At 51.4% G+C, this 23,468-nt stretch carries 19 protein-coding genes and 1 tRNA gene; 13 read left to right on the top strand and 7 right to left on the bottom strand.

The genetic code is table 11. The features are described from left to right. Window positions 1–18: 18 nt before the first annotated feature. The 3 genes from lolA (at window position 19) to serS (ending at window position 3,468) form a co-directional block, all read left to right on the top strand. Window positions 19–639, top strand: coding sequence for an outer membrane lipoprotein periplasmic chaperone LolA (gene lolA, locus ACESOH_RS05710; protein WP_032092884.1), 621 nt, complete (start codon window positions 19–21; stop codon window positions 637–639). A 107-nt stretch (window positions 640–746) separates the two neighbouring features. Then, a complete protein-coding gene (locus ACESOH_RS05705; protein ID WP_032092883.1) occupies window positions 747–2,096 on the top strand; it encodes a replication-associated recombination protein A in 1,350 nt (449 codons plus the stop codon). An 82-nt stretch (window positions 2,097–2,178) separates the two neighbouring features. Continuing rightward, complete coding sequence (gene serS, locus ACESOH_RS05700; protein WP_373100285.1) at window positions 2,179–3,468, top strand: serine--tRNA ligase; 1,290 nt, start codon at window positions 2,179–2,181, stop codon at window positions 3,466–3,468. Between the two features lie 207 nt (window positions 3,469–3,675). Here the strand turns inward: serS and ACESOH_RS05695 are convergent, their stop codons facing one another. After that, the gene (locus tag ACESOH_RS05695) at window positions 3,676–6,618 is read right to left on the bottom strand and encodes a two-partner secretion domain-containing protein (protein ID WP_373100284.1); all 2,943 of its coding nucleotides are present in this window, start codon (window positions 6,616–6,618) and stop codon (window positions 3,676–3,678) included. Between the two features lie 12 nt (window positions 6,619–6,630). Beyond that, window positions 6,631–8,316 (bottom strand): ShlB/FhaC/HecB family hemolysin secretion/activation protein, encoded by a 1,686-nt coding sequence (locus ACESOH_RS05690; protein WP_373100282.1) that lies wholly within the window; start codon window positions 8,314–8,316, stop codon window positions 6,631–6,633. Window positions 8,317–8,457: 141 nt separating this feature from the next. Here ACESOH_RS05690 and ACESOH_RS05685 point away from each other — a divergent pair, with 141 nt between their 5' ends. After that, window positions 8,458–10,617 carry a TonB-dependent hemoglobin/transferrin/lactoferrin family receptor gene (locus ACESOH_RS05685; protein ID WP_373100280.1) on the top strand — a complete coding sequence of 720 codons (2,160 nt, stop codon included), beginning with the start codon at window positions 8,458–8,460 and terminating at the stop codon, window positions 10,615–10,617. Window positions 10,618–10,649: 32 nt separating this feature from the next. On the opposite strand, the gene tilS is transcribed toward ACESOH_RS05685, so the two are convergent. The 4 genes from tilS to ribA all read right to left on the bottom strand — a co-directional run bounded on the left by tilS (window position 10,650) and on the right by ribA (window position 14,729). Then, window positions 10,650–11,960: a tRNA lysidine(34) synthetase TilS gene (tilS, locus tag ACESOH_RS05680; protein ID WP_373100278.1), complete on the bottom strand. Its 1,311-nt coding sequence runs from the start codon at window positions 11,958–11,960 to the stop codon at window positions 10,650–10,652. Between the two features lie 44 nt (window positions 11,961–12,004). Continuing rightward, window positions 12,005–12,865 carry a pyridoxal kinase PdxY gene (pdxY, locus tag ACESOH_RS05675; RefSeq protein ID WP_373100276.1) on the bottom strand — a complete coding sequence of 287 codons (861 nt, stop codon included), beginning with the start codon at window positions 12,863–12,865 and terminating at the stop codon, window positions 12,005–12,007. Between the two features lie 78 nt (window positions 12,866–12,943). Further along, window positions 12,944–13,897, bottom strand: a complete 954-nt coding sequence (accA, locus tag ACESOH_RS05670) for an acetyl-CoA carboxylase carboxyl transferase subunit alpha (RefSeq protein WP_373100274.1) — start codon at window positions 13,895–13,897, stop codon at window positions 12,944–12,946. A gap of 178 nt (window positions 13,898–14,075) precedes the next feature. Beyond that, entirely contained in the window at window positions 14,076–14,729 is a 654-nt protein-coding gene (gene ribA, locus ACESOH_RS05665) for a GTP cyclohydrolase II (RefSeq protein WP_032092875.1), read from the bottom strand. Between the two features lie 62 nt (window positions 14,730–14,791). Between ribA and ACESOH_RS05660 the strand changes: the two genes are divergently transcribed. Next, complete coding sequence (locus tag ACESOH_RS05660) at window positions 14,792–15,547, top strand: phosphatase PAP2 family protein (protein WP_373100271.1); 756 nt, start codon at window positions 14,792–14,794, stop codon at window positions 15,545–15,547. 39 nt (window positions 15,548–15,586) lie between these two features. Continuing rightward, a complete protein-coding gene (gene nagK / locus ACESOH_RS05655) occupies window positions 15,587–16,501 on the top strand; it encodes an N-acetylglucosamine kinase (protein WP_032092874.1) in 915 nt (304 codons plus the stop codon). A gap of 37 nt (window positions 16,502–16,538) precedes the next feature. Here the strand turns inward: nagK and ACESOH_RS05650 are convergent, their stop codons facing one another. Further along, window positions 16,539–17,108 (bottom strand): YceB family lipoprotein, encoded by a 570-nt coding sequence (locus tag ACESOH_RS05650; protein ID WP_373100269.1) that lies wholly within the window; start codon window positions 17,106–17,108, stop codon window positions 16,539–16,541. A 120-nt stretch (window positions 17,109–17,228) separates the two neighbouring features. On the opposite strand from ACESOH_RS05650, the gene ACESOH_RS05645 reads away from it, so the two are divergent. From ACESOH_RS05645 to rbfA, 7 genes are all read left to right on the top strand, one after another. Beyond that, complete coding sequence (locus ACESOH_RS05645) at window positions 17,229–17,990, top strand: BUD32 family EKC/KEOPS complex subunit (RefSeq protein ID WP_373100267.1); 762 nt, start codon at window positions 17,229–17,231, stop codon at window positions 17,988–17,990. Next, on the top strand, window positions 17,987–18,118 hold the full coding sequence (locus tag ACESOH_RS05640; RefSeq protein WP_373100436.1) for a hypothetical protein: 132 nt from the start codon (window positions 17,987–17,989) through the stop codon (window positions 18,116–18,118). The genes ACESOH_RS05645 and ACESOH_RS05640 overlap by 4 nt, the downstream gene beginning before the upstream one ends. A 168-nt stretch (window positions 18,119–18,286) precedes the next feature. After that, window positions 18,287–18,363 (top strand) — tRNA-Met (locus ACESOH_RS05635). Between the two features lie 120 nt (window positions 18,364–18,483). Then, entirely contained in the window at window positions 18,484–18,939 is a 456-nt protein-coding gene (gene rimP, locus ACESOH_RS05630) for a ribosome maturation factor RimP (protein ID WP_032092872.1), read from the top strand. 24 nt (window positions 18,940–18,963) lie between these two features. Then, window positions 18,964–20,451, top strand: a complete 1,488-nt coding sequence (nusA, locus tag ACESOH_RS05625) for a transcription termination factor NusA (protein WP_032092871.1) — start codon at window positions 18,964–18,966, stop codon at window positions 20,449–20,451. A 14-nt stretch (window positions 20,452–20,465) separates the two neighbouring features. Continuing rightward, window positions 20,466–22,997 (top strand): translation initiation factor IF-2, encoded by a 2,532-nt coding sequence (gene infB / locus ACESOH_RS05620; protein WP_373100265.1) that lies wholly within the window; start codon window positions 20,466–20,468, stop codon window positions 22,995–22,997. 88 nt (window positions 22,998–23,085) lie between these two features. Beyond that, a complete protein-coding gene (gene rbfA / locus ACESOH_RS05615; RefSeq protein ID WP_032092869.1) occupies window positions 23,086–23,466 on the top strand; it encodes a 30S ribosome-binding factor RbfA in 381 nt (126 codons plus the stop codon). Window positions 23,467–23,468: the final 2 nt, after the last annotated feature.

Here is a 23,468-nt window from a genome sequence, read left to right as displayed (position 1 = left end):
TGTTTAAGGACGACAACGATGAAAAAAACAGCATTAAAACTGACCGCACTTTTGCTTGCCGGCATCAGCCCGCTGGCGTGGGCGGATGCGGCGGAAGAATTACAGGCGCGGTTAAGCAAAGTGGATGTACTGAGCGCCGATTACACGCAAAAAGTCAGCGATCCGAAAGGCAAGGAAATCCAGCAGGGCAGCGGTAAAATTCAGATTAAACGGCCGAATTTGTTCCGCATGGATAATAAAGCGCCGCAGGAAACGCAGATTATTTCCGACGGTAAAACCCTGTGGTTTTATGATCCTTTCGTGGAACAGGTCACGGCCAACTGGGTGAGCGAGGCGGTCAACGATACGCCTTTCGTGCTGCTGACCAGTAACGATAAAGCCCATTGGAATCAATATTCGGTGGAACAGCGTGCCGATACGTTTATCCTGAAACCGAAATCCGCGCAAAGCAACATCAAACAGTTTGATATCCGGATTGAGGCGGACGGCGTGCTGAAAAATTTCAGTACCATCGAAAAAGACGGTCAGGCGAATCTGTATCTGCTGCGCAACATCACCAATCTGCCGCTGGCGGATAGCCTGTTCCGGTTCAGCGTGCCGAAAGGCGTGGAGCTGGACGATCAGCGCAAGAAAAAATAACCCCGAACGGATGATCGGCATGGATTTATCCTGCCGGTTTTGATGAATTTCTCCGCGTTTCTGCACCGCACTTGTTGGCAGGGCGTACTATGGTAAAGCAAAATACGATGTCTAATCTGGCTTTCGATTTTAACGAAAATGAGTTTCGGCCTTTAGCCGCCCGCATGAGACCGACGACACTGGAACAGTATTGCGGGCAGTCTCACCTGTTGGCACCGGGTAAACCGTTACGCAAAGCCATTGAGGCCGGGCATATTCATTCGATGATTCTGTGGGGGCCGCCGGGCACCGGCAAAACCACGCTGGCGGAGATTATCGCACAGCGGATTCAGGCCGATGTGGAACGCATTTCCGCCGTAACGGGCGGCATTAAAGAAATTCGCGAGGCGATCGAGCGGGCCAAACAAAACCGGCTGGCAGACCGGCGCACGGTGTTGTTCGTGGACGAAGTACACCGCTTTAATAAAAGTCAGCAGGATGCCTTTTTGCCGCATATTGAAGACGGCACGGTGATTTTTATCGGTGCGACGACGGAAAATCCCTCCTTTGAACTGAACAACGCGCTGCTTTCCCGCGCGCGGGTATATGTTTTAAAACCGCTGAGCGCGCCGGATATCGAACGGGTGTTACGGCAGGCGGTGGATGATAACGAACGCGGCCTAGGCAAAGTGCGGTTGATTTTACAAGACAATCTGCTGTCTCTGTTGGCCGGTTATGTCAACGGTGATGCCCGTCTGGCGCTCAATTGTCTGGAATTAATGGCGGATATGGCGGAGGAAACGGAAAACGGCAAAATTTTAGACCGCACTTTGCTGACCGAGGTGCTGGGCGAACGGCAGGCGCGTTTTGATAAACAGGGCGATCGCTTTTATGATCTGATTTCCGCCCTGCATAAATCGGTGCGCGGTTCCGCGCCGGATGCCGCGTTATACTGGTATGCCCGCATTATTACCGCCGGCGGTGATCCGTTATATGTGGCGCGGCGTTTGCTGGCGATTGCCTCCGAAGATGTGGGCAATGCCGATCCGCGCGCAATGCAGGTGGCGCTGGCGGCGTGGGATTGTTTTACCCGGGTCGGCGCTGCGGAAGGCGAACGCGCGATTGCTCAGGCTATTGTGTATCTTGCCGTGGCACCGAAAAGCAATGCGGTTTATACCGCTTTCAAAGCCGCCAAAAAACAGGCGATGGAAAGCCCCGATTATGACGTACCGGAACATTTGCGCAATGCACCGACCGCGTTAATGAAAGAGCTGGGTTACGGCGCCGAATACCGCTATGCCCACGATGAGCCGAACGCCTATGCCGCGGGCGAAAATTACTTCCCCGAAGCGCTGCAAGAAACGCAATATTATTTTCCGGTGCCGCGCGGTATGGAAATTCAGATCAGCGAAAAATTAACCCGTTTGCGCGAACTGGATAAACAAAGCCCGAATAGTCGTTATAAATCACGCGGATAACTGGTTTATTTTATTAATCCGATCTAGAATAGCCAATTATCTGGGTAACACACATTTCAAATTAACAGGTTAGGGTAATACTATGATCGATCCGAATTTATTACGCAATAATCTTGCCGAAGTGGCGGAAAAATTAAAGCTGAGACGCGGTTTTGCGTTAGATGTTGACAATATCAGTAAGCTGGAAGAACAGCGTAAAACTTTGCAGGTGAAAACCGAAACCCTGCAGGCGCAGCGTAACGCCCGTTCCAAAGCCATCGGCGCCGCCAAAGCGCGCGGTGAAAATATTGCCCCCTTATTGGATGAAGTGGAGCATATGGGAATCGAATTAAGCATGGCGAAAGCGCAGCTTGATGATGTGCAGGCGGAATTATACCAAATCGCCATTGCGATCCCGAATATACCGGCCGATGAAGTGCCGTTGGGGAAAGATGACAGCGAAAATCAAGAGATTTCCCGCTGGGGCGAGCCGCGCAAATTTGATTTTGAAGTGAAAGATCACGTCACCTTGGGCGAACAGCTCAAAGGGCTGGATTTTGCCGCCGGCGCGAAGCTGAGCGGTGCGCGCTTTGCCGTGATGCAGGGGCAAATCGCCCGCATGCACCGTGCGTTGGCGCAGTTTATGCTGGATTTACACACCCAGCAGCACGGCTATCAGGAAACCTATGTGCCTTATTTAGTCAACCACGAAACCCTTTACGGCACCGGTCAGCTACCGAAATTCGGTGAAGATCTGTTTCATACCAAACCGTTGGAAGGCGAACAGCCTTATGCGCTGATTCCGACCGCGGAAGTGCCGGTCACTAATCTGGTACGCGATGAAATTCTGGATGAAGCGGATTTACCGTTAAAAATGACCGCACATACTCCTTGTTTCCGTTCCGAGGCCGGTTCTTACGGTCGCGATACGCGCGGACTTATCCGTATGCACCAGTTTGATAAAGTGGAAATGGTGCAAATCGTCGCGCCGGAAACCTCCATGCAGGCGCTGGAAGAATTAACCGGTCATGCCGAAAAAGTGTTGCAGTTGTTGCAATTGCCGTATCGTAAAGTGTTGCTGTGTACCGGCGATATGGGATTCGGCTCGGCGAAAACCTATGATCTGGAAGTCTGGGTGCCGGCGCAAAATACCTACCGCGAAATTTCCTCCTGTTCCAATATGTGGGATTTCCAAGCCCGCCGCATGCAGGCCCGCTGCCGCGCCAAAGGCGATAAGAAAACCCGTCTGGTACACACTTTAAACGGTTCGGGGCTGGCCGTCGGCCGCACCTTGGTCGCCGTACTGGAAAACTACCAAAACGCCGACGGTAGCATCACCGTGCCGGAAGTGCTGCGTCCCTATATGGGCGGCATTGAGGTGATTGGGAAGTAGTTAACTTCACCGCTAACAGACAGCAGGACGCTTAAGGGCGTCCTTCTTTTTTATAGTTTACGGCATTAATCATTCGGGTTTATTTGAAATCAGCAAAAAAACCACCGCACTTTTAAACTGTACGCCGTAGAATATCAGCGTAATCCGCCGGCGTTGTCGGTGGCGGTGTAGGGCGGGCGTTTCAGCCCGCTTTTTTGTGCGTTCGGATTATTGCAATTCGCCTACCGTTATGCGGGCGCTGCCGCCTTTTCCGATAAGCCGTTCTTCGCATTGTCCCTGTTCATCACATATTGTCATGGCAACGCTGTCTTCCGCCAGATTATCGCGGATTACCGCCGGGCGGCGCTGCGCCAGTTGATTTTGCGCGGTTTGCGCTACCTGATGGCTGGAAAGATTCGAGCCGGCGATACCCTGTAGGCGATCCAACAGCTGTAATTTTTCCCGCGCGGACAGATTTAGCCGGGTATGCTCGCCTTGAATATAAGCGGATAATTGGTTGGTGCTGCGCGGTAATTCAAAATAGGAAAAATCCGCGTTTTTGGTTTCCAGCGGTAAGGCTTTTGCGCTCAGGTAGGCATTCGCGCCGTTCGGGGCGATGGCCTGAACTTTGACGTTTTCAAACAGGGTTCTGTCGCCGGATTCGCCGCCGATGACAATGCCTGCGGTACCTAAATAATCGTCATTGTTGTTGCGACCCAGATCCGCACCGTCCGCCACCGGCGGTAAGCCGGTATTGATAACGGTAATCGCTAAGTCGTCTTTACTGCTTTCCCCTTTAATGGTCGAACGCCCGTCCGTGCGGAAGCTGTAGCCCTGATGAGTGCGGACAAAAATAGCACTGCGGTTTTTACCGGTTAAATTACCGACCAAATGAAAGGCAGCCGCTCCGGATTTGGAATCGGGGGTAACGCCTTTCATATCGGCGCCGATAATCCGGATATGGCTGTTATCCATAAGCGTATTTTCAGCGTTAATTCCCATTTTATTGATGGCTTTACCGAAGGAATCCAACGGTTGATCAAAACGGAGAGTGATATTGCTGTTTTCCAGCCGCACATGTTTAGCCATTAAATGCATAAAGCCGTTGTGCAGATTGAAATCGCTGTTTTTAATTGTAATATCGGTTGCCAAATGCGACCGCTCTTTGACCCATTGGTAAAAATAATCCCAGAATTCACGGTTCAGGCTTTCATCGGTTTTTGTGGAATAAGCCCAGCGGCGTTGGGAATGATCCGGCTGGGAGCGCAAAATACGTTCTTCCAGATCTTTTAACCCGTATTCCCAACGGGTTTGAGCGCCGTCTTTGCCCCATTTGCGTTGATTGCCGCCATGAATGTAAAAACTGGTGCGTCCTTCGGCGTTTACGCGGTCGAATTCCACCTGCCCGAAACCGCCGCTAATGACCACATCATCAACCCGGTTAAAGCTGACATCCTGTAGATTGACGGCGAAATAATTGCGTTGATCCTCCTCCACATATTGCGCGCTTTGTTCGTAATATACCCGGTTTTGCAGCTGCGTATTATGTCCGAAGCCGAGCGAACCGTTCCCCAGATCGAAGCGGCTGTGGCTGATCCGGATTGCCGGCGTCAGTCCTTGCGGTACACGCCCTTGATAATAGTTCCAAAGCTGCCCCAATAACAGTAAACGCCCGTTTTTAGCCCGCCAGTCGGCATGATGAATGCTAATTTGATGTGGCGAGTCCAGCAGCAGGAAGGAATCCGTATTTCGGAAGGAATCCACATGCAGTTTGCCGGAAATATCGATTCCGGCTTTGCCGGCATCATAACCGGAGCCGGCGTTCAATAATGCGACCTTTCCGCTGCCGGCTAACATTGAGGCCAGCGCATCGGTTTGAATAAAGGAATGCTCGGAGCTTGGCGATAGACTATCTGCAATCATAATTTTATCTAATGCTTTGATCTCAATAAGACTATTCAGTTTATGCTTGGCCTTATCATAGAATTCGTTACTGTCATCGCGGGAAAACCTCCCTTCAATCCGCAGATGTTTCACGGTTTTTTGCCCGATGCGATCATTATTTTCTCCGATAGCGGTTTTGCGGGCGGTAATTTTCGCGCCCTCGGCAGATCGGATATGCAGGCGATGTTGCGGCGCTTTCAGGTTCAGCGTCTCGCTGTTCAGGCGACTGTGTTTGCCGAGTTGAATATTTTCCGCCAGCAGGGTAATGCTGCCGCTGTCGGTTAATGCCGCCCGTTTGGCTTCAATAATACCGTCATTATTGACCGCACTTTTCAGCGCATCATTGCGGCCTTGGGCGGTGAGAACGACATGACCGTCTTCGGATATAATCATGCCGCGGTTCTCCACCAGCGCGGCGACGGTGTTGGCGTCGAGATCAAGGTCGATATTGCTGTCATTTAAGGTTAAGGTAAAATTTTCGCCGCTGCCAAGAATCACCTGTCCCGGCGAAACGACGGTTTTCACGCTTTCTTTTTCGCGCCAGCGTGCGCTCGGGCTGCCTTCCCACCAGTCGTTGGCAAAATCTTTACAGGCCTGTTCGCTGGTAATCGTACTATATATCGCACCATAATCATTGCTGCACACCATGGTTTTGGTTTTCGTGGTTTGCTGATAATATTTCCCTTCGATGGTACCTTCGTTACTGACCTGATCGCCGATTAACGCCACAAAACCGTTTTCACCTTGTGCGGTGATTTTTCCCTGATTTTTGATCGCCCCTTCTTTTTGCTTGACCCGCACAAAGGTCATCGTCTGATTGTTTAGGTTTTGCGCCGGGTTTTCCAGCGCTTTAGTGGTTACCAGCAGACTGCCCACATTAACCTGCGCGTCTTTGCTGAATAACACCCCGTTCGGATTAGCCAGAAAGACTCGACCGTTTGCCACCAGCTTGCCCTGAATTTCACTGGCGTTTGCGCCGCGCACACGATTATAGGCGATGGCGGTGGAACTCGGTTGTTTGAATTCCACTTGATTTTTTTGACCGATATCGAAACTCTGCCAATCAATACTGACCTGCGGACTTTGCTGGCGGATGGTCATGTTATCGGCTTGGGCGGCGATCTCCGCCTGCCCTGAGGTGATTTGACCGTTTTGCGGCAAGCCGGCGGCATGGAGCTGTGCAATATAGCTTGCCATGGCAAGGCTGATTACATGTAATTTCTTCATATTGTTCCCTTATTAAAATGTTTTCATGGCGGACAGCCAGACTTGATGCCGATCGGACGCGGCTAGTTTGTTGTTTATCGGTTTGGCGAACGTCAGGCCGATATGGTAATTATTGGCGGCAGATAACGCGAGGCCGGCACCGAGGCTTTGCAGCGTGACATGGTTGTCGGTATTTTTGCTCAGCATGCGTGTACTTTTATAATATTTGCCCGTCGCATAGTCGTAAAATAACGAACCGGTCAGAATACTTTGTTCGAAAACCGGCACATAATGTTTTAATTCCGCCTGCACGATATGGCCTTCGTCAACGGAGGCCGCACCGGCTTTATAACCGCGAACCGCATGCAGCCCGCCCAATAATAATTTTTGTGAACTGTCCAGGTTTTTATCCGTCCATTGCCCCATGGCATTAATATTGACGGCCAGAGAATAGGGTAAAAACTGTTCGTGCGACAGCTGATAATTGAACAGGGTAAAGGATTTTTTGGCGGCGAAATTCTCTGCCCGGTAATGGGGCCGTTCATTGGAATGACTGCCTTCCCGCCCGAAAACCGTACCGAAGGAAAAATAGCTGACCCCGTTCGGCACGCTGTTCCAAGAGCCGGCAAGGGTGAGGGATAGCGTATTAATTTTGCGGGTCTGAATTAAATTTACCGCGCGCTGTTTGTCGGTCAGGGTCTGATGATTAAACGCCAGTCTGGTATTCAGCCGCAAATTCGGCGAGCGTACCGTGGGGTGCAGCAAATAAACGCCGGCATTTTTTGCATTACCGGCGGATTGCAAATCCTTAAAATTACCGCCTAACCGGTAGTGCAGATAACTTGCCGTCACCCCGAACCGGGTGGCGTAACCGTCGATCAGCGCGGAATAATCCAATTTGGCATTTTTCAAATCTCCTTTGCCGGAGGTCAGCATATCCAGTTTTAATTCATCACCAAGCCCCAGCAGGTTATAGACGCTGCCGCCGAGCAAAAAACGGTAACGTCCGGTTTCTTTGCTGCCCTGATTGTCCGTTAACACATAGCCGCCGAATCGCCGTCCGTTTTCCAGCGTAACGGTTAAATCCGCTTTGCCCTGTTGCCGTGCGGATTTCAGGCTTAATGACGGGCGAATGGCGGGAATGTCGTTGAGCACTAATGCCAGTCTTTCCAGCTCCGACTGATAAACGTAATAGCCCTCGTTAATGCCGGCGGTTGACAGTCGTTGTACGATATTATCGCGTAAGGCGCTGTGATTATTAATATGAATGTCGGCCAGTTGCCCTTTGATAACCAGAACGGTCAGTTTACCGTCAACAATATCCTGCGGTGGCAAAATGGCGCGCGCCAGCAGATAGTCATGGCGGCGATAAAATTCGGTAAGTTGCCGGGTCAGTCGGTCAAGGGCGGAAAATTGCAGGTCTTGATGCAAAAAAGGCGTAATCACCGGCGTGGTGTCTTCTTCCACCGGCTCGCCGTTCAGCCCGATAACCTGAATTTCCCGCAACTGAAAATGAATGCCGTCATCGGCGCTTTGAGGCTGAGTTTGCTGCTGAGCATGAAACAGCGAACCGCCCGGTTTTATTTTGGGCGCCCTTTGCCCTTGTTCGATTTCTTTATTCAGCAGACCGGCGTCCGGTAGCGTTTCGGCAGCGCAAAGCGGGCTGGCGAGCATAAAAAGTGCGGTTGAAATTGCAGTTAAATGCGTATGAACGGACATAAAAAATTTCCCTTTATAAAAAATAAAATAGTAAAAAGCGGGCTTATTTTACATAAATGATAATTATTATCAATATCGTTGTTTTTTAAGATGAATTCCCGTATTATTGCCGTCGCTGTTTTTAGTCTAAAGGAATATCATGTGAAACTGTCTAACATTTATACTTCGCTTTTTTGTGGCGTGATGCTGCCTTGTGCGGTTTATGCGTCGGAAACTTCGCAAAAACCGACCGCACTTGATGAAATTTCCGTTCTGGCATTGCGCGACCCGTCCGCGTATGCCGTCTATGCCAACAATACGCAAACCCTTGAGCAAGAAGCGCTGCGGCGCCAACAGCCGACCAGTGTGGCGGACAGCCTGAAATATCTGCCCAATGTGGATATTCAGGGCGGTTCCCGTGCGTTGGCACAAAAGCCGATGATCCGCGGGCTGGGCGGGAACCGGGTGGTGCAAATCATTGACGGAGTTCGACAGAATTTTGATCTGGCGCACCGCGGCGCCTATTTTGTGCCCGCCTCTTTATTGCAGGAAGTGGAAGTGGTGAAAGGGCCGTCCAGCACATTATGGGGAAGCGGCGCATTAGGCGGCGTGGTGGCGATGCGTACTGCCAATGCCTTGGATTTGCTGAAAAACGGCGATACTATCGGCGCGCAGATTCAGCAGGGGTATCAGTCCGCCAATCAATTGTCTTCTTCGTCAGTGGCGGTATTCGGCGCCGACCGCACTTTCGATTGGCTGTTACAGGGATTTTATAACGATTCCAATGACCTACGGGTCGGCGGCGGGGAGAAGATCGCACACAGCGGCTTAATGCAGAAAGGCGGTTTGGCGAAATTCGGCTGGCAGATTAATGAGGCGCAGCGTCTGGAATTGTCCCATCGCGGCTCGGTCAGCAAACAAACCGCCAATTCCAATAACGAAACGGCGACGGAATTTACCGATCAGGACGTGATTAATGAAATCGGCAATTTTCACCGTAATTGCGGCGGTTGCAGCCTGGAGGACATCCGCAAATTCTATGCGGAAAACGTGCATACCCGCCTCGGCAGCGTGAATTATTTAAGCCGCCAGCAAGTGACGGATCAAAGCTCGGCGCTGAATTATTATCTCAACCCGGAACATAATCCGTATCTGAATATGCAGTTTACCTTATATCATAATCGCACGGAGGAAAAGGAACAGCGCGTGCAAAGCGGCTTGCGGGATAAAACCGAATTGCATACCACGGGATTGAATATTCGCAACAGCAGTGAACTGGCCGGGATCAGCCTGACCTATGGCGCGGATTATTATCGGGATAAACTGGATTCGCAGCGCGAAAGCAATCAAACCGACGGTAAGTTCCGGGCCGATTCATATACGGCGGACAGCAAGGTATTCGGCGCCTATGTATTAAGCCATATTCAATTAAGCGAACGCTGGGTGCTGTCGCCCGGGCTGCGCTATGATCGCTATAATACGCAGGGCGGCCGGCAACATCAGACATACCGTGACCATCACTGGTCGCCGGCGCTGGCGCTGACCTGGCACGCCGCCGACTGGCTGGATATTACGGCGAAATACAGCGAGGCGTATCGTGCGCCCTCTATGCAGGAACGTTTTGTCAGCGGGGCGCATTTCGGTATGAGTTCGCGCGGTCGTGATCTGGGCAATCTATTTGTCGCGAACCCGAACCTGAAACCGGAAACGGCTGAAAATAAAGAAATCAGCGCCGATTTCCATTTTGATAATGTATGGTATAACCGCGACCGGCTGACATTCCGCGCGACCTATTTCCAGAATGATGTAAAAGATTTTATTAATTTGGTGGTATATAAATCCGATCCGAATTCCAATGCGATTTTGCTGCCGGATCGTTCGCAATACCGGAATGTGGAAAATGCCCGGTTACGCGGTTTCGAGCTGGAAAGTCAGTATCAATACGAACGCCTGTCGCTGGCATTGGGCTATGCGCAGACACGCGGTAAAGACAAAAACACTCATCAGCCGCTTTCCAATATTGCGGCGGATAAGTTCACTTTCGCGACCGATTATGAATTGGTGAAACAGAAATTTAATCTGGGCGCGCGTGTTACCCATTATGCCAAACAGCATCGCGTCCCTGCCGAACACGGTTTGCAGTATGGCGGTTATACGTTGCTGGATTTCACCGCAAGCTACGCACCGCTTAGTGGCGAATGGCACAACTTACGGCTGGATTTTGCGATTGAAAATCTGCTGGATAAAAAATATTTACCGGCATTCAGTTTAATGGCCGGCAGCGGACGGAATTTTAAACTCAACGTAGGCTATTATTTCTGATTAGGCCGTTTATGAATTGTTACCGGGGCGGATTAACGCCCCGTTTTTATCGACGGTTCTGCGTAATCGGTAAAAAAACCTACCGCACTTTTAAACTGTTCGCCGTAGAAAATCAGCGGAATCCGGCGGCGTTGCCAGACCGGGACGTTGGCCTGTTGCCATAATTTTTTAATATCCTGATGAATGCCGTTGCGGGTGCGCACTTTACCGGCATAGGCGAAACGGATTTGAATCGGCAAATCGGTGGCGGGCAGTGGCTGGCGGTGATGTGCCCATTCGGCCAGTAAGCCGTCGTGAGTTTCGCACAGCCGCAAAGTGCCGAGATTATCAGGCAGAGTGATGGTCTGATTTGGTTGAATATTGAGGCGGATTGCGCTGAGATCGGCAAAATTCGCCGTCACATAAAGCCGCTTCTGATAACGGCGGATAACCTGATTTTGCCAGTGAAACTGCGGGTTGCGATCCGCGCGGGCGAAAATGACATCGCGAATCAGTTGCTCCAGCTGCACCACGGAAGGCATGTTACAACCGAGTTCCGCCAGCCAGCGACGCAGCAGGGCGTTTTGCTGCAACGCGCTATAATGCGGAAAACGGCTGAGGTCAAAAGTGCGGTCGGATTCGCGATAGTTTTGCTGGAAACTTTCCGTCAGTAAATCGTGGATAAGCTGTTGCTGTTCGGCACAATGCCGTGCGGAACGCTGTACCGCGCGGTCAAAATGCGGCCAGCGGCGGCGCAGCGACGGCAGAATTTGATTGCGCAGGAAATTGCGATCATATTGGTTATCCGCATTGCTTTCATCTTCAATCCACGGCAGATTGACTGCGCGCACATAATGTTCCAGTTCCGCGCGGCTGAAAGGCAGCAGCGGGCGAAAAATCGGCAGATTATCGACCGCACTTTTTACCGCCATGGCGCTGAGCCCCGCCGGGCCGCTGCCGCGTTTGAGGGCGAGCAAAAAGGTTTCCGTCTGATCCTGCCGGTGATGGGCGGTGACGAGGATTTCGTTGTTGCGCAGATGCCGTTTTATCGCGCCGTAGCGGGCTTGGCGGGCGCCGGCTTCAATGCCGTCGCGGGTATCGACGCTGACTTTTTCGATAATCAGCGGAATCGCCAGCCGACGGCAAATACTTTGGCAGTGCCGTACCCAGTGATCGGCATGGGGGCTTAAACCGTGATGAATATGAATGGCGCGCAGCGTAAAGTGCGGTTGTTTTTCGCGCAGTTCGGCGAATAATCCGAGCAGCGCGGTAGAATCCAGCCCGCCGCTGAAGCTGAGCAGAAAGTCGGTTTGCGCCGGCAGATGCTCGGCAAGCTGGCGGCGGAATCGGTCAAACAGTGGCATTTGTCAGCTCCGGAAGGCTGACGGCGCGTTTGCGCCGACAGCGTTTAGGCGATTTTTACCGCACGATAATTGCTGATCGGGTTGACGATCCGATCGCGGGCGGCAATGATTTGCAGCTCGTAGGCGCCGTGCTGGTGAGTTATCGCCATCACATCGTTCACGGCATTTGCGGTGTGTTCAAAGGCTTCGATGTCGGATTTGCCGTTCAGCAGATTGGCGATAAACAGGCCGGCGGTTAAATCGCCCACGCCGACCGGTTCTTTGGCAAACGGATGCAGCGGACGGGCGATATGCCAGATGCCCGCCGGCGTGGCCAGCAACATTTCAAACCGGTTCGGATCCTGACCGACCTTGCTTAAATGTTTAACCAGCACTTTTTGCGGCCCTTTGCGCAGAATCGCTTGCACCGCCGCAATGGCCTGCGCAAAGTTTTCTACCGGAAGTCCGCTGAGTTCGCGCAGTTCCACCAGATTCGGCGTCATAATATCCGCCTCTGCCATGGCCAGATTAATCAGCCCTTCTTTTACGCCGTCCGCGACGATGCAGCCCTTATCCGGGTGTCCCATCACCGGGTCGCAAAGATACAGCACGCGCGGATTTTTTTGTTTGATTTGATGCAGCGCATTAATGATTTCTTCCACCTGTTCGGCAGAGCCAATATAGCCCGATACGACCGCATCGCACGGATGCAGTTCGCCGATGGCGTCAATACCGCGCACGATTTCGCCGATTTGCTCTTTCGGCACCACCATGCCGGTCCATTGACCGTATTGGGTATGATTGGAAAATTGCACCGTATTCAGCGCCCAGACATCAATGCCGAGCAGTTGCATAGGAAAGGTCGCCGATTTGTTGCCGGCATAGCCGTACACCACATGAGATTGAATGGAAAGAATATTTTTCATGATATTGAGAGTTTCCGGATGATTAACAGAATATCAGGGACGGCGATATACCGTCCCGTGAGAAGATTAAACCGCCGTTTAGCAGTAGCCGTAGCCCATCAGGCGTTGATAACGGCGATCCAGCAGGGTTTCCTGATCCAATAGGTCAAGTTCTGCCAGATCGGTGAGTAAACGCTGTTTCAGATTGTGCGCGATTTCGTCGTAATTGCGGTGTGCGCCGCCGAGCGGTTCCTGTACGATATTGTCGATCAGTTTTAACTGTTTTAAACGCGGTGCGGTTAAGCCCATCACTTCCGCCGCGGTGGAGGCTTTGTCCGCGCTTTTCCATAAAATCGACGCGCAGCCTTCCGGTGAAATGACGGAATAGGTGCTGTATTGCAGCATATTGACTTTATCGCCGACACCGATCGCCAGTGCGCCGCCGGAACCGCCTTCGCCGATAACCGTACAGATCACCGGCACTTTCAGGGTTGACATTTCACGCAGATTGCGGGCGATGGCTTCCGACTGTCCGCGCTCTTCGGCACCGACGCCCGGGTAGGCTCCCGGCGTGTCGATAAAGGTAATAATCGGCAAATGGAAACGTTCCGCCATTTGCATTAAACGCAGGGCTTTGCGGTAGCCTTCCGGCGCCGGCATGCCGAAATTGCGCATCACTTTTTCTTTTACGCTGCGGCCTTTCTGATGGCCGATTACCATCACCGCTCTGCCGTCCAGACGGGCTAATCCGCCGACGATCGCTTTATCGTCGGCAAAGGCGCGATCTCCGGCGAGTTCTTCAAATTCGGTAAAAATATGGCGGATATAATCCAGCGTGTGCGGACGGTTCGGATGGCGTGCCATGCGTGAGACTTGCCAGGCGTCCAGATTGGCGAAGGTTTTTTGCGTCAGTTCCGCGCTTTTTTTCTGCAGGCGGGCGATTTCATCATCCAGATTGATTTTATCGTCTTGCTGAGTCACTGAACGGAGCGATTCGATTTTAGCTTCCAGTTCGGCAATCGGTAATTCGAAATCTAAATATTCTTGGCTCATGTGTTTTTCCTAATCATCATTCGGCACAAAATTTTACCGCACTTTAACAAGATTTTTGTCGGGGTGCAATTACGGCGTGTATTTTATGCGTTTTTTGCGCAAAAAGCAGGAATTTTATGGATTATTTCAACTGGTAGATGCTGTGTCGGGACGTCGGACGAGCGTCCCGAAAGTGCGGTCATTTTGGCGGAATTTCTTCCTGACAGTGCGGGCAGGTCAGCAGGTGTTTTTGATTGTTATGGACGATAAAATGCCCCATTTTTTTCGCTTTGGTGTCCAGATATTCGGTGTTGTAACGGTTTTCGCCGACGTTCAGCGGCACCCGTTCGACCACATTGATGCCGGCTTTTTTCATGGTTTCGATTTTGTTCGGATTATTGGTCAGCAGACGCACCTGTTTGACGCCGAGCAGGTCGAAAATATCGGCGCAGACGGCAAAGTTGCGTTCATCCGCGGCGAAACCCAGCGCCAGATTGGCTTCAATGGTATCCATGCCCTGATCCTGCAACGCATAAGCGCGGATTTTATTAATCAGCCCGATACCGCGCCCTTCTTCGCGGTGATAAATCAGCACGCCGCGGCCTTCTTCACTGATTTGACGCAATGCGGTGGCAAGCTGAAAACCGCAGTCGCATTTTAAGCTGTGCAGCGCATCGCCGGTTAAACATTCGGAATGGATGCGGGCTAACACCGGCACGTTTTGATCGCTGATATCGCCCATCACCAGCGCTACATGTTCTTTTTTGCTGTCCGGAAATTCAAAGCCGACGATGCGGAACAACCCGAATTCGGTCGGCAGGTTGGCTTCAGTCACACGCTGAATTTTTGACATAGTTAAATCCTTATCCTTTTTTCTTTTAATGATGTTAGAATACGTTCTTTTTACAATCCGAGATGGTTATTAAAATGTTAAAACGGCTGTCATTATATACTTTATTATTACTTATGGTACCTTTTTTTGCGTGGGTAAGCGGCTGGCACTGGCAGGGCGATGCGAACCTCGGCACGCCGGATCATGCCCTTTACTGGCTGACGGAAACCGGCAGTTCGCCTTATGCGTTGCTGACCTGCGCCGTATTTGCCGGCTTGTATTTCTGGCTGATTCCGAATAAAAAACAAGCGGTTCGGGTCATTGCGATTATGGCCTGCGCTATTGCGCTGACGCAGGGAATGAAAAGCGGGCTGAAACTGTTGTTTGCCGAACCGCGCCCTTTTATCAGCGCATTGGCGGAACAATCGGAGATAACCACCGATTATTTTTATGATCAGACACCGGCGCAACGGGAGCAGCTGGTGTCTTTTTATTATGCGGATAAACCGCAGACGCCGGACTGGCTAGTGCGTCACCGCATGCATGAAACCGGCTATTCTTTCCCTTCCGGGCATACACTGTTTGCCGCAGCCTGGCTAATGCTGGCGGTAGGGTTCGGTCGGCTGCTGGGCGAAAAGTCAGTAAAAATGCACATTTTAACCGGCATTATCGCGATTTGGGCGCTATTGATGCTGATAAGCCGCTTACGTCTGGGCATGCATTATCCGATCGATTTGTTTGTGTCGGTGATAACCGCATGGCTGGTGCATTGTCTGCTGTTCGGCTTTTTAGCGAAAAAGGCGATCTTCCGCAAAGAAACGCGAGGAAAGTGCGGTTAAAATACACGGATTTTCGAATAAATAAGCAGGGAGGTTAACATGCTATATGGCTTTGATATCGGCGGAACGAAAATCGAGCTTGCCGTATTTAATGAGAAACTGGAAAAACAATACACCGAACGTGTGCCGACACCGAAAGAGGATTATCGGCAATGGCTGGATACCATTGAAGATCTGGTAAACCGCGCCGATCAGCGCTTCGGCTGCCGCGGTTCGGTGGGGCTGGGTATTCCGGGATTCGTCAATCCGAAAACCGGCATCGCGTCAATCAGTAATATCCGTGCGGCGGATAAAAAACCGATTCTGACCGATTTGGCCGAACGGCTCGGACGTGAAGTGCGGGCGGAAAACGATGCCAATTGCCTTGCGCTGTCGGAAGCCTGGGCGGAGGAAAATCAGCAATACAATTCGGTGATGGGATTTATTATCGGCACCGGTTTCGGCGGCGGTCTGATTATTAACGGCAAAGCCCATTCCGGTCAAAGCGGTATGGCGGGCGAAGTCGGGCATATCGCATTAAATTATCAGGCCTTGAAATTACTCGGCTGGGACAACGCACCGATTTATCAGTGCGGCTGCGGCAATCAGGCTTGTCTGGATACCTATTTATCCGGCCGCGGTTTTGAATTTCTGTATCGCGATTTGCAGGGTGAGGCGTTGTCCGCCAAGGAAATTATCGAACGTTTTTATGCCGGTGATAAAAAAGCCGTGCAATTTGTTGAGATGTTTGTTGAACTGATGGCGATTTGCATCGGCGATCTGGCGGTAGTGTTCGATCCGGATCTGATTGTCTTCGGCGGCGGTTTATCCAATTTCGATTATTTATATCAGGCGTTGCCGAACATTCTGCCGGGACAGTTGATGCGCGGCGCTTCCGTACCGGTGATTAAAAAAGCGATTTATGGCGATTCAAGCGGCGTACGCGGTGCGGCAGCCTTGTTTTTAAGCCGTTGATGTTTGCGGCCGTTCTGCAAGCCGGGACGGATTCGGATTACAGAATACCGGTATCCAGTATCAGTTTTCCCGGCTCGACCCGAATTTCCTTGGCGAATTTTTTAATCAGGGCGTCGCGCGCATTGTTTGGATCCAAGGTGTAGACCGGAATATGGTTGAGCAGGGCGGCGAGATTGCCGCTCAGCAACGGCATAACGGCTTGCAGTTGTTCCATATAAGCTTGCGGCGATCCCGACCAGCGCAGAATACGCACCTCTTTCAGATAAACGGCGCTTTTTTGCGCATCGTAGTAGGGCACGGTATCAAAGGTCAGGTTGAGCTTGGCGGCGAACTGTTTGTCTTGCAGTTTAAATACGCCGTGCATACTGCCGTCGATTTCCACCCGCTTTTCTGCGTGCTGTCCGATGCGGGCGGTTAAATCCTGTAATTGATAATCAATGGAAAACAGGCCCGGGAAGCGAAATTGATCGCGGATATTGGCTTTTTGTGCCAGATAATCGTTGATCTGCGTTTCGGTGACGGCAAACGGCGCAAGAAACCCATGGGCGACGGGAATAAACAGGCTGTATAGGCACAGCGCGACGACAATAACGGCTTTATAACGCATAAACTCTCCTTAGGATTATTTGGGTGACGTGCGCAGGCTCGGTGAAATCAACGCAAAATCTTGTCGATGCGAACGGCAAAACACATGAATTTTATACCGCACTTTTTATGGACAGGCGATATGTTAACTTCTGAACAACAGGCTTTCGAACATTATGTTCGACAATTATTACAGAAATATCACGGAAAGAGAATCCTGCCTTTCAGCTACGAGGGCAAGGCTTTCTGGCTGAAACAGCCGGAGCAGGTGAGGGGCATTTGGCGCGTACTGAAACCGTATCCCCGCAAAGCGTTCCGGCAGGAAATTGCGGCGCTGCGCTATTTTGCCGAACACCGGGCGCCGGTGCCGGAAATGGTATTGTGCGGTGAGGATTTTTTTGTGCTGCGCGACAGCGGGCGATCCATCGGTTCCGCGCTGAATGATGAAACCGTCCCGCAGGCGCTGAAGGATCAAATGCTGGATGACGGTGCGCGCGCATTGGCGCAGTTACACCGTCAAGGGCTGGTGCATGGGCGTCCGGCATTGCGCGATATGTTGTGGGATAACGGCCGGGTGAGTTTCATTGATTTTGAATCCGGCTGGGTAAAAACGGATTCGGATAAGGTGTTAATACGCCGTAAAGTGCGCGATAATCTGATTTTTATTCACAGTCTGGGGCGAACGGCCGGTTTATCCGATGAACGGATGTTGACCTTGCTCGAACGCTATTTTGAGGATTGTGAGCCGCAGATTAAACGGGCGACTTTTGCGACCGTACATCGATACCGCGGGTTATATACTATTTTGCGACCGTTCAGTGCGGTGGCGAAAACGGATTTAATCGCCATTTACCGGTTGTTTGAAACCATGCGTAAACTGGCGCATCAGGAGGCAATAAAATGAAAAAAATGATTATCGTGCTGTGTATTGTTATGCTCGGCGCCTGTTCGGTGGGCGGCGGATTCGGTGTCGGCGGCGGCAGCAACGGCGTCGGTGCGGGCATCGGTATTGGCAGCGGGATTAGTTTCTAAGCGCTGAAATCCCGCCGGATAAAAGGCGGGCGAGATACGCAAGTGCGGTGGTTTTTTCTGTTGTTTTTAGGGAGTTATCAGCCTTATATCGGGAAAAATCCGTGTTTTTTATAACAAAAACTTGCTATCGGCGCATAAACCCCGTATAATGCGCTCCATATTTTCGGACGCGGGGTGGAGCAGCTTGGTAGCTCGTCGGGCTCATAACCCGAAGGCCGTCGGTTCAAATCCGGCCCCCGCAACCACTTTACAACAAGTTCAGTAAAGGAACCCCAAGTTTGGGGTTTTTTTGTACGAGCAATTTAGATGTAGGACTGGGCTGAACGCCCTTTTTTTATGTCTTGCTTTCAGATCAGGAGGTTGATTTGGCCACGTTAGAAGAAAAGTTACAGCAATTGCTGCAAAGTTCGGTAGAGGATTTAGGCTGTGAGCTTTGGGGCATTGAATGTCAACGCAACGGACGTTTTTTAACCGTGCGTTTGTATATTGATAAAGACGGCGGCGTGACCGTGGACGATTGTGCCGATGTCAGCCGTCAGGTCAGCGCGGTGCTGGATGTGGAAGATCCGATTGCGGATAAATACAATCTTGAAGTGTCGTCGCCGGGATTGGATCGCCCGTTGTTTACCTTGGCGCAGTATCAGCGTTTTATCGGGCAGGATATTGCCGTGCAGCTGCGTATTCCGCAGGCAGATCGCCGTAAATGGCAGGGTAAGCTGGAAAAAATCGAAAACGATATGCTGACCCTCAGCGTTGACGGCCAGCCGCAGGTTTTCGTATTCGGTAATATTCAGAAAGCCAATATTGTGCCTAAGTTCTAATTTTATACAGGGGAAAATAACACCATGAGTAAAGAAATTTTATTGGCGGCCGAAGCCGTATCAAATGAAAAACTGTTGCCGCGCGAAAAGATTTTTGAAGCGCTGGAAAGTGCGATTGCCCTTTCCACCAAAAAGAAATACGAACAGGAAATCGATGTGCGCGTGGTAATTAACACCAAAACCGGCGAATTCGATACCTTCCGTCGCTGGCTGGTGGTTGAGCATGTGAATAATCCGACCAAGGAAATTACCCTTGAGGCCGCACAGTTTGAAGATCCGAATGCCAAAATCGGCGATTATGTGGAAGATCAGATTGAATCCGTCGCCTTTGACCGTATCACCATGCAAACGGCGCGTCAGGTCATCAGTACCAAAATCCGTGAGGCGGAACGTAATAAAATCGTTGAGCAGTTCCGTTCCCATGAGGGCGAAATTCTGACCGGCACGGTGAAAAAAGTCAATCGCGACAGCATTATTCTGGATTTGGGCCAGCAGGCCGAAGCGGTGATTTTGCGTGAAGATATGCTGCCGCGGGAGAATTTCCGTCCGGGCGATCGCGTCCGCGGCGTGCTGTATAACGTCAATCCGGAAAGCAAAGGCGCGCAGTTGTTTGTCACCCGGGCTAAACCGGAAATGATTATCGAGCTGTTCCGCATCGAGGTGCCGGAAATCGGTGAAGAATTGATTGAAATCAAAGGCGCAGCGCGTGATCCGGGTTCGCGGGCAAAAATTGCGGTGAAAAGCAACGATAAACGTATCGACCCGGTCGGTGCCTGCGTAGGAATGCGCGGTGCGCGCGTGCAGGCGATTACCAATGAACTCGGCGGCGAACGGGTGGATATTGTGCTGTGGGACGATAATCCGGCACAATTCGTGATTAACGCCATGGCGCCGGCGGACGTCAGCTCTATCGTGGTGGATGAAGATACTCATTCCATGGACATCGCGGTGGATGCGGCGAATCTGGCGCAGGCCATCGGGCGCAACGGACAGAATGTGCGGCTGGCTACCCAGCTGACCGGCTGGACGCTGAATGTCATGACCACCGACGAATTAAACGCCAAACATCAGGCGGAAGACAATAAAGTGTTGAAATTATTTATGGATACGCTGGAAATTGATGAAGAATTCGCGCATATTTTAGTGGAAGAAGGGTTTTCTACCCTGGAAGAACTGGCTTATGTGCCGGTCAGCGAACTGACCGCGATTGACGGGCTGGAAGACGAGGATTTGGTGGAAGAGCTGCAAACCCGGGCGAAAAACGCATTAACGGCGGCGGCTCTGGCGGAAGAAGAAGCGTTGAAACAGGCGCATATTGAAGATAAATTATTGAATCTGGACGGCATGAATCGTCAAATCGCGTTAAAACTGGCGGCGAAACAGATTACCACATTAGAGGAACTTGCCGAACAGGGCGTGGACGATTTAGCGGATATTGACGATCTGAGCGCACAGCAGGCGGCGGATTTAATTATGGCGGCGCGTAACATTTGCTGGTTCAGCGAACAATAAGGAGTGATGACAGTATGACAGATGAAATAAAACTATCGGGTGCCCCGAAAAAGCTGAGCCTGCAACGCAGAACCAAAACTACGGTCAGCGGCACGACCAGCGGCGGGCGCAGTAAAGAGGTGCAGGTCGAAGTGCGTAAAAAACGCATGGTGCAGACCGAGGCGGCCAGAAAAGCGGAAGAGCAGGCGCGCCTGAAAGCTAAGGAAGAAGCCGAGAAAAAAGCCGCGGCGGAAAAAGCGCAACGCGAAGCGGAAGAAAAAGCCCGTCAGGAAGCGGAAAAAGCACAGCAGGCGAAAGCGGCGCAGGCGGCGGAGAAAAAAACGGCGGAAAAAACCACCGCACTTAAAGCGGAACATAAACCGCTTGATGCGGAAAAAGAAAAACGCAAAGCGGAAGAAGCCGAATTGCGCCGTAAAGCCGAAGAGCTGGCTCGCCAGAAAGCGGAAGAACAGGCGAGAAAGGCGGCGGAAGAAGCGAAACGTTACGCCGAGAGTACGGATGAACATAACGGCGGCGACAATACGGACGAATATGCCGATTATCATCTGACTTCAAGCTATGCGCTGGAAGCGGAAAATGAGGAAGAGCGCCGTAACGAAGGGCGCGGCCGCGGTAAGAATAAAGTTGCCAAAGCGAAAAAAGGCGGACGCGAGGACGATAATACCAAAACCGAACGCGAATCCAACCGCCGCAATCAGAAAGATACCCGCGGCGTGAAAGGCGGCAAAGGCAAACACGGTAAAAAAGGCAGTTCGTTGCAACAAGGCTTTACCAAACCTGCCGCACCGGTCAATCGTGACGTGGTGATCGGCGAAACCATTACGGTTGCCGAACTGGCCAATAAAATGGCGGTAAAAGCCACCGAAATCATCAAAACGATGATGAAGATGGGCGAAATGGTGACCATTAACCAAGTGATCGATCAGGAAACCGCACAGTTGGTGGCGGAAGAAATGGGGCATAAGGTTATTCTGCGCAAAGAAAACGAACTGGAAGAAGCGGTGCTGGAAGACCGTGATGTGAACGCGGAAAAAGTGATGCGGGCGCCGGTGGTGACCATTATGGGACACGTTGACCACGGTAAAACTTCATTGCTTGACTATATTCGTAAAGCCAAAGTGGCAGCCGGCGAAGCGGGCGGTATTACTCAGCATATCGGTGCCTATCATGTTGAAACCGAAGACGGTAAGATGATTACCTTTTTGGATACGCCGGGACATGCGGCGTTTACTTCCATGCGCGCGCGCGGTGCCAAAGCCACCGATATCGTAGTGTTGGTTGTAGCGGCGGATGACGGCGTAATGCCGCAGACGATTGAGGCGATTCAGCATGCCAAAGCGGCGGGCGTGCCGATTGTGGTGGCGGTAAATAAAATCGATAAGCCGGAAGCCAACCCGGATCGGGTCGAACAGGAATTGCTGCAACATGAAGTGATCGCGGAAAAATTCGGCGGCGATACGCAGTTTGTGTATGTGTCGGCGAAAAAAGGTATCGGCGTCGATGAATTGCTGGATGCGATTTTATTACAATCGGAAGTGCTGGAACTGACCGCCGTGAAAGACGGCATGGCCAGCGGGGTTGTGATTGAATCCTATCTGGATAAAGGACGTGGCCCGGTCGCGACGATTCTGGTGCAGTCGGGAACATTACACCGCGGCGATATTGTGCTGTGCGGCTTTGAATACGGCCGTGTGCGCGCGATGCGTGATGAAGACGGTAAAGACATTGATTCCGCCGGCCCGTCCATTCCGGTGGAAGTGCTGGGGCTTTCCGGGGTGCCGGCGGCGGGTGATGAAGCCACCGTCGTGCGTGACGAGAAAAAAGCGCGCGAAGTGGCGTTGTATCGTCAGGGTAAATTCCGCGATGTGAAACTGGCGCGTCAGCAAAAAGCCAAGCTGGAAAATATGTTCAGCAATATGGAAGAAGGTGATGTCGCCGAGCTGAATGTCATTGTCAAAGCGGACGTACAGGGTTCCGTCGAAGCGATTGTGCAGTCGTTACAGGAGCTGTCAACCGATGAGGTTAAAGTCAATGTGGTCGGCTCCGGCGTGGGCGGGATTACCGAAACCGACGCCACTTTAGCGGCGGCTTCCAATGCGATTATCGTCGGCTTTAATGTTCGTGCCGATGCTTCCGCACGCCGTATCATCGAAAATGAAAATATCGATTTGCGTTATTACTCCATTATTTACGAGTTGTTAAACGAAATCAAAGCGGCGATGAGCGGAATGCTACAGCCTGAATTTAAACAGGAAATCATTGGTCTGGCGGAAGTCCGCGATGTGTTCCGCCATCCGAAATTCGGTGCGATTGCCGGCTGTATGGTGACCGAAGGTGTGGTGAAACGTAACAATCCGATTCGTGTATTACGCGATAACGTGGTGATTTTCGAAGGCGAACTGGAATCTCTGCGCCGCTTTAAGGACGATGTCGCGGAAGTGCGCAGCGGTATGGAATGCGGTATCGGGGTGAAAAACTATAATGACGTTAAAGTCGGCGACCAAATCGAAGTGTTTGAAGTGGTCGAAGTGAAACGTTCTATTTAATGTGATGCCGGGCGTGTGCTGCGCCCCCATCAATCAATTTTATTCAGGCGGACAGTTGTTCGCCTCTGCCTTATTCAGGAGGGTATAAATGGCCAGAGAATTTAAGCGCAGTGACCGTGTGGCACAGGAATTACAGAAAGAAGTGGCGCTGATTTTACAACGCGAAGTGAAAGACCCGCGTATCGGCATGGTGACGGTCTCCGATGTGGAGGTATCCAGCGATTTGGCGTATGCAAAAATATTCGTGACCTTCTTATTCGATCATGATGAAAGTGCGATCGAAAACGGTATGCAGGGGCTGCATAAAGCCGCGCCGTATATTCGCACGTTGCTGGCGAAAGCCATGCGCCTGCGCATTGTGCCCGAACTGCGTTTTGTTTATGACCGTTCGCTGGTGGAAGGGATGCGCATGTCGAATCTGGTGACCAACGTGGTGCGTGACGATGAGAAAAAACATAAAGAAGAGTGACG

It is taken from the genome of Necropsobacter rosorum (genome assembly GCF_964241405.1).
Classification (GTDB): domain Bacteria; phylum Pseudomonadota; class Gammaproteobacteria; order Enterobacterales; family Pasteurellaceae; genus Necropsobacter; species Necropsobacter rosorum.
Note: the sequence above shows the minus strand (reverse complement) of the source record. Positions and strands in the feature narration are given on the sequence as shown.

Bases quoted from the DNA above. Each gene is read 5' to 3' on its own strand.
- ACESOH_RS05690 (WP_373100282.1), bottom strand. From the start codon at position 8,316: ATGTCCGTTCATACGCATTTAACTGCAATTTCAACCGCACTTTTTATG.
- nagK (WP_032092874.1), top strand. From the start codon at position 15,587: ATGCTATATGGCTTTGATATCGGCGGAACGAAAATCGAGCTTGCCGTA.
- infB (WP_373100265.1), top strand. From the start codon at position 20,466: ATGACAGATGAAATAAAACTATCGGGTGCCCCGAAAAAGCTGAGCCTG.
- serS (WP_373100285.1), top strand. From the start codon at position 2,179: ATGATCGATCCGAATTTATTACGCAATAATCTTGCCGAAGTGGCGGAA.
- rbfA (WP_032092869.1), top strand. From the start codon at position 23,086: ATGGCCAGAGAATTTAAGCGCAGTGACCGTGTGGCACAGGAATTACAG.
- ACESOH_RS05695 (WP_373100284.1), bottom strand. From the start codon at position 6,618: ATGAAGAAATTACATGTAATCAGCCTTGCCATGGCAAGCTATATTGCA.
- tilS (WP_373100278.1), bottom strand. From the start codon at position 11,960: ATGCCACTGTTTGACCGATTCCGCCGCCAGCTTGCCGAGCATCTGCCG.
- lolA (WP_032092884.1), top strand. From the start codon at position 19: ATGAAAAAAACAGCATTAAAACTGACCGCACTTTTGCTTGCCGGCATC.
- ACESOH_RS05660 (WP_373100271.1), top strand. From the start codon at position 14,792: ATGGTTATTAAAATGTTAAAACGGCTGTCATTATATACTTTATTATTA.
- accA (WP_373100274.1), bottom strand. From the start codon at position 13,897: ATGAGCCAAGAATATTTAGATTTCGAATTACCGATTGCCGAACTGGAA.
- nusA (WP_032092871.1), top strand. From the start codon at position 18,964: ATGAGTAAAGAAATTTTATTGGCGGCCGAAGCCGTATCAAATGAAAAA.
- ACESOH_RS05650 (WP_373100269.1), bottom strand. From the start codon at position 17,108: ATGCGTTATAAAGCCGTTATTGTCGTCGCGCTGTGCCTATACAGCCTG.
- ACESOH_RS05645 (WP_373100267.1), top strand. From the start codon at position 17,229: ATGTTAACTTCTGAACAACAGGCTTTCGAACATTATGTTCGACAATTA.
- pdxY (WP_373100276.1), bottom strand. From the start codon at position 12,865: ATGAAAAATATTCTTTCCATTCAATCTCATGTGGTGTACGGCTATGCC.
- ACESOH_RS05640 (WP_373100436.1), top strand. From the start codon at position 17,987: ATGAAAAAAATGATTATCGTGCTGTGTATTGTTATGCTCGGCGCCTGT.
- ribA (WP_032092875.1), bottom strand. From the start codon at position 14,729: ATGTCAAAAATTCAGCGTGTGACTGAAGCCAACCTGCCGACCGAATTC.
- ACESOH_RS05705 (WP_032092883.1), top strand. From the start codon at position 747: ATGTCTAATCTGGCTTTCGATTTTAACGAAAATGAGTTTCGGCCTTTA.